Source organism: Kitasatospora sp. SC0581 (assembly GCF_048159585.1).
Lineage (GTDB): Bacteria > Actinomycetota > Actinomycetes > Streptomycetales > Streptomycetaceae > Kitasatospora.
In genome coordinates, this window is record NZ_JBLRWA010000217.1 from 1 (window position 1) to 373 (window position 373).

Here is a 373-nt window from a genome sequence, read left to right on the forward strand (position 1 = left end):
CCGCCGACCAGCAGGAGCTGTTCCGCCGTCAGGCCGACCAGGCGTGGCACGCGCTGATGGAGATCGAGCCGTTCCGCAGCTACCAGGGCTTCTTCAACATACGGCGGGTCGAGGTGGTCTCCCCGACCTCCGGCATCGCCGAGGGCGAGCAGACCGGCCGCCGGCCCGGCACCCCGCTCGGCATGCACTTCTGGTGCGAGGGCACGGCCCGGCTGCTCTGCGCCGACGAGACCGCCGCCGCCCGCTACGCCGGGGAGGGCGAGGGCCCGCAGTACCTGATCGCGCTCGCCAACTCCCGGGAGTACGGCGGAGCCGGCGGCACCGGAGTCACCACCCTGGCGGGCGGCAGCCCGGACGCCGGACGGATCATCCA

1 protein-coding gene is annotated in these 373 nt (G+C 74.0%); it reads left to right on the plus strand.

The genetic code is table 11. The features are described from left to right. Positions 1 to 373: M64 family metallopeptidase (locus ACLWS4_RS37850; RefSeq protein ID WP_416876551.1), on the plus strand; the 373-nt coding region annotated here is incomplete at both ends.